Origin of the sequence: Acinetobacter sp. WCHA39, assembly GCF_002165385.1 — a bacterium.
Lineage (GTDB): Bacteria > Pseudomonadota > Gammaproteobacteria > Pseudomonadales > Moraxellaceae > Acinetobacter.
On the sequence record NZ_NHRP01000037.1, the window covers coordinates 22,102 to 28,257 of the forward strand.

Consider the following 6,156-nt stretch of genomic DNA (forward strand, 5'->3'; position numbering starts at 1 on the left):
GCCAAATTTGAGTACACCGTATTTAAGAGTATTTTTTATGGCGCTAAAAGCAACAATATATAAGGCAGATCTGAATATTGCCAATATGGATCAGCATATCTATGCAGATTATCAGCTAACACTTGCCTTACATCCGTCAGAGACTATTGAACGTTTGATGGTTCGTATTCTTGCTTACGCCCGTTATGCCGATGAGCGATTAGAATTCACCAAAGATTTGTTTGAAACGGATGAGCCTGCGTTATGGCAAAAAGATTTAACAGGGCTTTTAGAAAACTGGATTGAAGTCGGTTGTCCATCTGAAGATAAAGTGAAAAAAGCCAGTGCTCGTTGTAAAAAAGTGGTTGTGATTACCTATGGCTCACAAGCTGCTGATTGGTGGCAAAAAAATACCAAGATTAAGACTTTGAGTAATGTGGAAGTTTGGCAATTAGCATCTCAGACTACACAGGCACTTGAAGGCTTATGTGAGCGCACGATGCAATTACAGCTTAATATTATGGATGGAGAATGGACTTTGTTAAGCGATAACGGTCAAGTCGATATTCAATGGTTACAATTGCAATAAATTAGGTTGGGAGTAAAAAAAATGAGCGCTGAATTACAAATTATTGATTTAAAAGTAGGTGAAGGTAAAGAAGCTGTTAAAGGTGCTTTAATCACAACACACTATACAGGGTGGTTGGAAGATGGTACTCAGTTCGATTCTTCAATTGATCGCGGGAATTATTTTGAGACGGTGATTGGTACAGGGCGAGTAATCAAAGGTTGGGATCAAGGCATCATGGGAATGCGCGTTGGTGGGAAGCGTAAATTAATCGTACCTGCACATTTAGCTTATGGCGAACGCAAAATGGGAAAAATTATTCCAGCAAATTCAAATCTGATTTTTGAAATTGAATTATTTGATGTTAAAACTCGCGACGAGTGATTTAGTCTCAATGATGCAAAGCATGATGGCATTGATTTGATTGCTTTATTCATGCTTTGTAAAAAAAAAGTACAAAAACAATACAAATCAAGAAAATGATTTAATCTCAATATATTGATTTTAAATATTTTTATTTAAATCTTTTGTTTTTAACAATCTGCTTAAAATTATTGATTCTATAGAAGGTTCTGTATATCTTTTAAACAAAGAGCAATGCATTTTGAATCAAAGTTTTTACAAAAAATGTGATGTTAATTTACCTTTTGGAAAAATTGCTTTTAATGTTGCCATCCATGATCAGCAGATTCATAAACATGGCGAGGTAAATTATAAAAAATCTATGCTTGTGTTAACGAGCACCAAAAAATTGAGTGAGTGAGGCAGCTATGAATGATTATTTGGATATTACCGCTTCTGAGCTATTAAAAGAATTACATAATTTTTTCTTGATTAATACTTATAATGGCGCTGAAAATGGTTTTTGGGTCAATGAAAAAGCATTGACTGATAAACATTATTGGATGGATGGAGAGAACAAGGTCGAGATTATACGAGAGCTGAGTCCTTCACATCAGCATTCACATCCTGACTATCAGATTACCTTATTATCTCCATTAGAAGGGAATGTCCTCTTGCTACAATATGATGGCGTGAATAAAAAGATTCAGACATTCCGTCGTGGTGAATGGGTAAATCGCTTATATAAATATTTTTATCAAAAAGAACGTTATTATTTACAACAACTTTCTGAGCATCCAAATTTTCAGCTCATTCAATATTAAGCTTTTATCTTTAGCTCACTAGGTTCTTAATACGTATCGTGTTAGGAACCTAATTACATATTGCTAAAATATTGATGTATATTGCGATAAAATTTATAAAATATTTTTTTAAGATTATTTTCAGTTTTTAAAATTATAAATACAATCCTTGCTCCCAGCTGACTCGCTAAAAATCTTATTTGTCCACAAATTGTAAGATGATTCATGCATGATTCGCGCTCAGCCATTTTCGAATATTGAGAAGATATCTCTATGACAACACGTTTAGTGTCTCCGACCTTAAAAACATTTTTAGGTCTAATGATTGGTTTAGTTGCGAATACAGCAACTTTTGCAGAAAATTCAAAAATTGATGCGACAACGTTAACCGTCATTGGTTATCATGAAATTACCGACCATAAAGATGCACTCATCCCAAGTTATGCAGTAACAGCACAACAATTCAGCGAGCACATCGATTGGTTACAAAATAATGGCTATCACTTTATCAATGTCGATCAACTGATTAAAGCACATCAGGGCAAATATACTTTACCCACTAAACCTGTGTTATTGACAGTAGATGATGGTTATCAGTCTTTTTATCAAAATGCTTATCCAATTGTACGTGCGAAAAAAATTCCAGTTGTATTAGCAGTTGTCGGTTCTTGGTTAGAGCCAAAAGCTAATCAGAAAGTAGACTTTGGTGGGGAAGAGATTACGCGCAATAAAATTTTGAGTTGGAATGAACTCAAAGAAATGCAAAGTAGTGGTTTTGTTGAAATTGCGAGCCATAGCTATCATTTGCATCGAGGAGTAAACGCAAACCCTCAAGGTAATTCAGAACCAGCAGCGATTACTCGGATCTATGATTCAAATACGAAAACCTATGAAAGTGATGCAAATTATCAAGCACGTGTTTATCAAGATTTAAAGAAAAATAATGAATTATTGCAGGCACATGGTTTACGTTCACCACGTGTTATGGTTTGGCCTTATGGTCGCTACAATATGCAATTGGTTCAAATTTCTAAACAATTGGGTATGCCGATTACCATTACTTTGGATGATGGCGCTGATCATGCCAAACAATCGATCCAAAATATGGGGCGTATTTTAATTCAAGGAAATATGTCAACCAATGCCTTGGCACAAGAAATTAAGAACCGCGAACTGAATTTGAATGATAATAATCGTCCGCAAAAGATCATGCATGTGGATTTAGATTACATCTATGATCCAGACCCACAACAACAGGAACGCAATTTAGGTAATCTGTTAGATCGTATTAATGCAATGGGGGTCAAGACTGTTTATTTACAAGCATTTTCTGATCCTGATGCAAATGGTTCTGCTGATATGGTGTATTTCCCAAATCGTCATATTCCAATGCGTGCGGATTTATTTAACCGAGTAGCTTGGCAAATTCAAACACGTACGCCAGTACAGCGTTTGTATGCTTGGATGCCTTTACTTGCATGGGAATTACCTAAATCAGACCCAGTGTCAAAGGATTTAGTTGTCACGCAACAAGCAAAAGCAGGCGAGCATTTAAATATGGGGTATATCCGCTTAAGCCCATATTCACCAAAAGCAAGACAAACCATTAAAGAGATTTATCAAGATCTTGCAAAATCAACGCCATTTGATGGCCTGTTATTTCATGATGATGTGACATTATCTGATTATGAAGATGCAAGCCCTCAAGCACTAGCAGCCTATGCGAAACAAGGTTTGCCAACGGATCTGGCCAAAATACGAAATAATGACGACAAGTTACAGAAATGGACTGCTTATAAAACGCGTACCCTAGATGATTTTGCAATGGAGCTCGCAGGTGAGGTGCGTCAATATCAGCCTTATTTGATGACTGCACGTAATTTGTATGCGCAAGTTGCCCTTAACCCGTACGCCGAAAATTGGTATGCACAGTCTTTAGAAGAGTCATTAAGACGTTATGATTTCACTGCAATAATGGCAATGCCGTATATGGAGCAATCAGATCATCCCGAAAAATTTTATACGGATATTATGAATCGGGTGAAACAATATCCAAACGGGATTAAAAAGACAGTGATGGAGTTACAAGCCATTAACTGGCGTAATGATCAGAAGATTCCTTCTGAAGAAATGGCAGCAACAATTAAGTCACTTTACCAACAAGGTGCGATGCACATTGCATATTATCCTGACGATCCGATTAAAGAACACCCAGACGTGGAAACGATGCGTAAGGCTTTTGCTTTAAAATCATCACAATTAGTACCATAACGGAGTAATGTGTCGATGAGTATAATTGCTTTATTATGGGCTTATGCCATTAAGTTTGTTTTCTATTATCCATTATTTATGTCGTATTTATGGATGGTTGGGGCAATTATTTTTTATTGGAAAGAGCGCCAAGATCCTCCATATCAGCAGCCAGCAACTTTGCCTGAATATCCTAAAGTTGCTGTACTCGTTCCTTGTTTTAACGAGGGGGATAACGCAGAAGAAACCATTAGTCATGCTTTGCAATTAGATTATCCAAACTTTGAAGTGATTGCGATTAATGATGGTAGTTCTGATAACACGGGCGAAGTGCTGGATCGTCTCGCGATGCAGCATGAAAAATTACGTGTGGTACATCTTGCTCAAAACCAAGGTAAAGCGATGGGACTACAAGCAGGCAGTTTAATGACTGATGCTGAGTTCTTGATTGGTATTGATGGTGATGCTTTACTAGATCCTCATGCTGCTAAATGGATGATGCGTCATTTTCTAGAAGACTCAACAGTTGCAGCAGTCACAGGTAATCCACGTATTCGTACACGTTCAACTTTATTGGGACGTATACAGGTCGGTGAGTTTTCTTCAATTGTTGGCATGATTAAACGTGCACAACGTACTTTTGGCCGTTTATTCACAGTCTCAGGTGTGATTACAGCGTTCCGTAAAAGTGCCGTACATCAAGTTGATTATTGGTCTCCAAATATGTTGACTGAAGATATTGATATCACTTGGAAATTACAACGCGCAGGTTGGGATGTTCGTTTTGAACCAAATGCTTTGGTTTGGATTTTGATGCCAGAGACTTTTAATGGTTTATGGAAGCAACGTTTGCGTTGGGCGATGGGTGGGGCACAAGTTCTGATTAAGAATATTGATGTGTTCTTTAAACCAAAACTTAATTTTCTCTGGCCTTTAATGTTGGAGCTTTGCTTAACATTAGTATGGTCATATTTGATGTTGATTATGGCTGTCATGTGGTTGTTACATTTTGTATTTACAATCCCAGCCCTTGCTATCGTTAGTTCACCATTTTTACCATACGGTAGTGGAATTTTATTAGGTGCGACCTGTTTAATTCAGTTTGCTTTAAGCAAATGGATGGATAGTCGTTATGAGCCAAGCCTAGGGAAAAATTATTATTGGATGATTTGGTACCCATTTGTGTTTTGGTTAATTACGATTACTGCTACAATCGTCGCCTTTCCAAAGGTACTGTTGCGTGGTGATGAAAAACGCGCCCGTTGGATTAGCCCAGATCGTGGAATTCGCTGAGTCGCAAGATTCATTTTGCTGAGACTAGAAATGAAAGCAAATAGTTTGATTATCGATGTACGTCACCAACTCCCATGGCATAAGCGTTATTTTTCTACGACCACAACAGCAATGATGTGGGCAGGTTGGCTGCTATTATGGCGACCATTTATTTTGGTTTGGGTGTTAATTGAACTGCAAAAAACGCATCTTGCACAACGTTTAATGGCTGCATTCAGTCAAGGTCTTGAGCACGGAATTACAGCACTTTTCATGTGTGCGGTAGCATTATTATTATGGGGGCTTTTACCTTCAAAACGCGTACATAAAAAACATGCAATTGAAAAAGCACTACCTGATTATGCACGTTATTTTGAGTTGCCTGAACACGAGATTCAAGCGGGTCGCCAACAAAAAGTAACCACGCTGCATCATGATGAAAATGGTAAGATTATTAGAGTTGAGTAAAATTTATTCGATTGAGAAGTATAAATGCCTTAATTTTAATTAAGGCATTTTTTTATGCTTGTCTTAAATTTTAGACATAAAAAAACCAGCTTACGCTGGATTTTTATTTGCACCATATTTCATTAGTTGAAAAATGGTGCCCGAGGCCAGACTCGAACTGGCACGCTTTGTGGGCGGGGGATTTTAAATCCCCTGTGTCTACCGATTTCACCACTCGGGCATGTGCGCAATAATAGAGGAGACTTTAAAACTTGGCAAGAGTAAAAAGTATTAATTGCTTTCTTTTCAATCAATTCATGTGTTTATCAGATAAAAATTAAGCATTGTCATATAATTTTCATGATTATTTCATCAAACTGAGATCAAACTTTCATTTAAGCAACTTAGTTTTAATTACTAGGACTTACGCACTATTATTTATAGATTCTCTGTGGTAGCAGATGATTTTTATCGAGAATAAAGTCATCAATGAAG

Annotated in this window: 6 protein-coding genes and 1 tRNA gene; 6 read left to right on the forward strand and 1 reads right to left on the reverse strand. The window is 37.0% G+C overall.

Annotated features, from left to right (window positions below; all coding sequences use genetic code 11):
• Positions 1-37: 37 nt before the first annotated feature.
• The 6 genes from CDG56_RS14355 (at position 38) to pgaD (ending at position 5,682) form a co-directional block, all read left to right on the forward strand.
• A complete protein-coding gene (locus tag CDG56_RS14355; protein WP_087548277.1) occupies positions 38-568 on the forward strand; it encodes a YaeQ family protein in 531 nt (176 codons plus the stop codon).
• Between the two features lie 21 nt (positions 569-589).
• On the forward strand, positions 590-931 hold the full coding sequence (locus tag CDG56_RS14360) for an FKBP-type peptidyl-prolyl cis-trans isomerase (RefSeq protein ID WP_005158141.1): 342 nt from the start codon (positions 590-592) through the stop codon (positions 929-931).
• A 386-nt stretch (positions 932-1,317) separates the two neighbouring features.
• Positions 1,318-1,713 (forward strand): hypothetical protein, encoded by a 396-nt coding sequence (locus tag CDG56_RS14365; RefSeq protein ID WP_087548278.1) that lies wholly within the window; start codon positions 1,318-1,320, stop codon positions 1,711-1,713.
• A 252-nt stretch (positions 1,714-1,965) separates the two neighbouring features.
• Positions 1,966-3,963 (forward strand): poly-beta-1,6-N-acetyl-D-glucosamine N-deacetylase PgaB, encoded by a 1,998-nt coding sequence (gene pgaB / locus CDG56_RS14370; RefSeq protein WP_087548279.1) that lies wholly within the window; start codon positions 1,966-1,968, stop codon positions 3,961-3,963.
• Positions 3,964-3,978: 15 nt separating this feature from the next.
• A complete protein-coding gene (gene pgaC / locus CDG56_RS14375; protein ID WP_005158135.1) occupies positions 3,979-5,235 on the forward strand; it encodes a poly-beta-1,6-N-acetyl-D-glucosamine synthase in 1,257 nt (418 codons plus the stop codon).
• A 30-nt stretch (positions 5,236-5,265) separates the two neighbouring features.
• The gene (gene pgaD / locus CDG56_RS14380) at positions 5,266-5,682 is read left to right on the forward strand and encodes a poly-beta-1,6-N-acetyl-D-glucosamine biosynthesis protein PgaD (RefSeq protein WP_087548280.1); all 417 of its coding nucleotides are present in this window, start codon (positions 5,266-5,268) and stop codon (positions 5,680-5,682) included.
• A 134-nt stretch (positions 5,683-5,816) separates the two neighbouring features.
• On the opposite strand, the gene CDG56_RS14385 is transcribed toward pgaD, so the two are convergent.
• Positions 5,817-5,902: transfer RNA gene (locus tag CDG56_RS14385), tRNA-Leu, on the reverse strand.
• Between the last annotated feature and the right edge of the window lie 254 nt (positions 5,903-6,156).

Coding starts and splice junctions, on each gene's coding strand:
- pgaC (WP_005158135.1), top strand. CDS start 3,979: ATGAGTATAATTGCTTTATTATGGGCTTATGCCATTAAGTTTGTTTTC.
- CDG56_RS14365 (WP_087548278.1), top strand. CDS start 1,318: ATGAATGATTATTTGGATATTACCGCTTCTGAGCTATTAAAAGAATTA.
- CDG56_RS14355 (WP_087548277.1), top strand. CDS start 38: ATGGCGCTAAAAGCAACAATATATAAGGCAGATCTGAATATTGCCAAT.
- CDG56_RS14360 (WP_005158141.1), top strand. CDS start 590: ATGAGCGCTGAATTACAAATTATTGATTTAAAAGTAGGTGAAGGTAAA.
- pgaB (WP_087548279.1), top strand. CDS start 1,966: ATGACAACACGTTTAGTGTCTCCGACCTTAAAAACATTTTTAGGTCTA.
- pgaD (WP_087548280.1), top strand. CDS start 5,266: ATGAAAGCAAATAGTTTGATTATCGATGTACGTCACCAACTCCCATGG.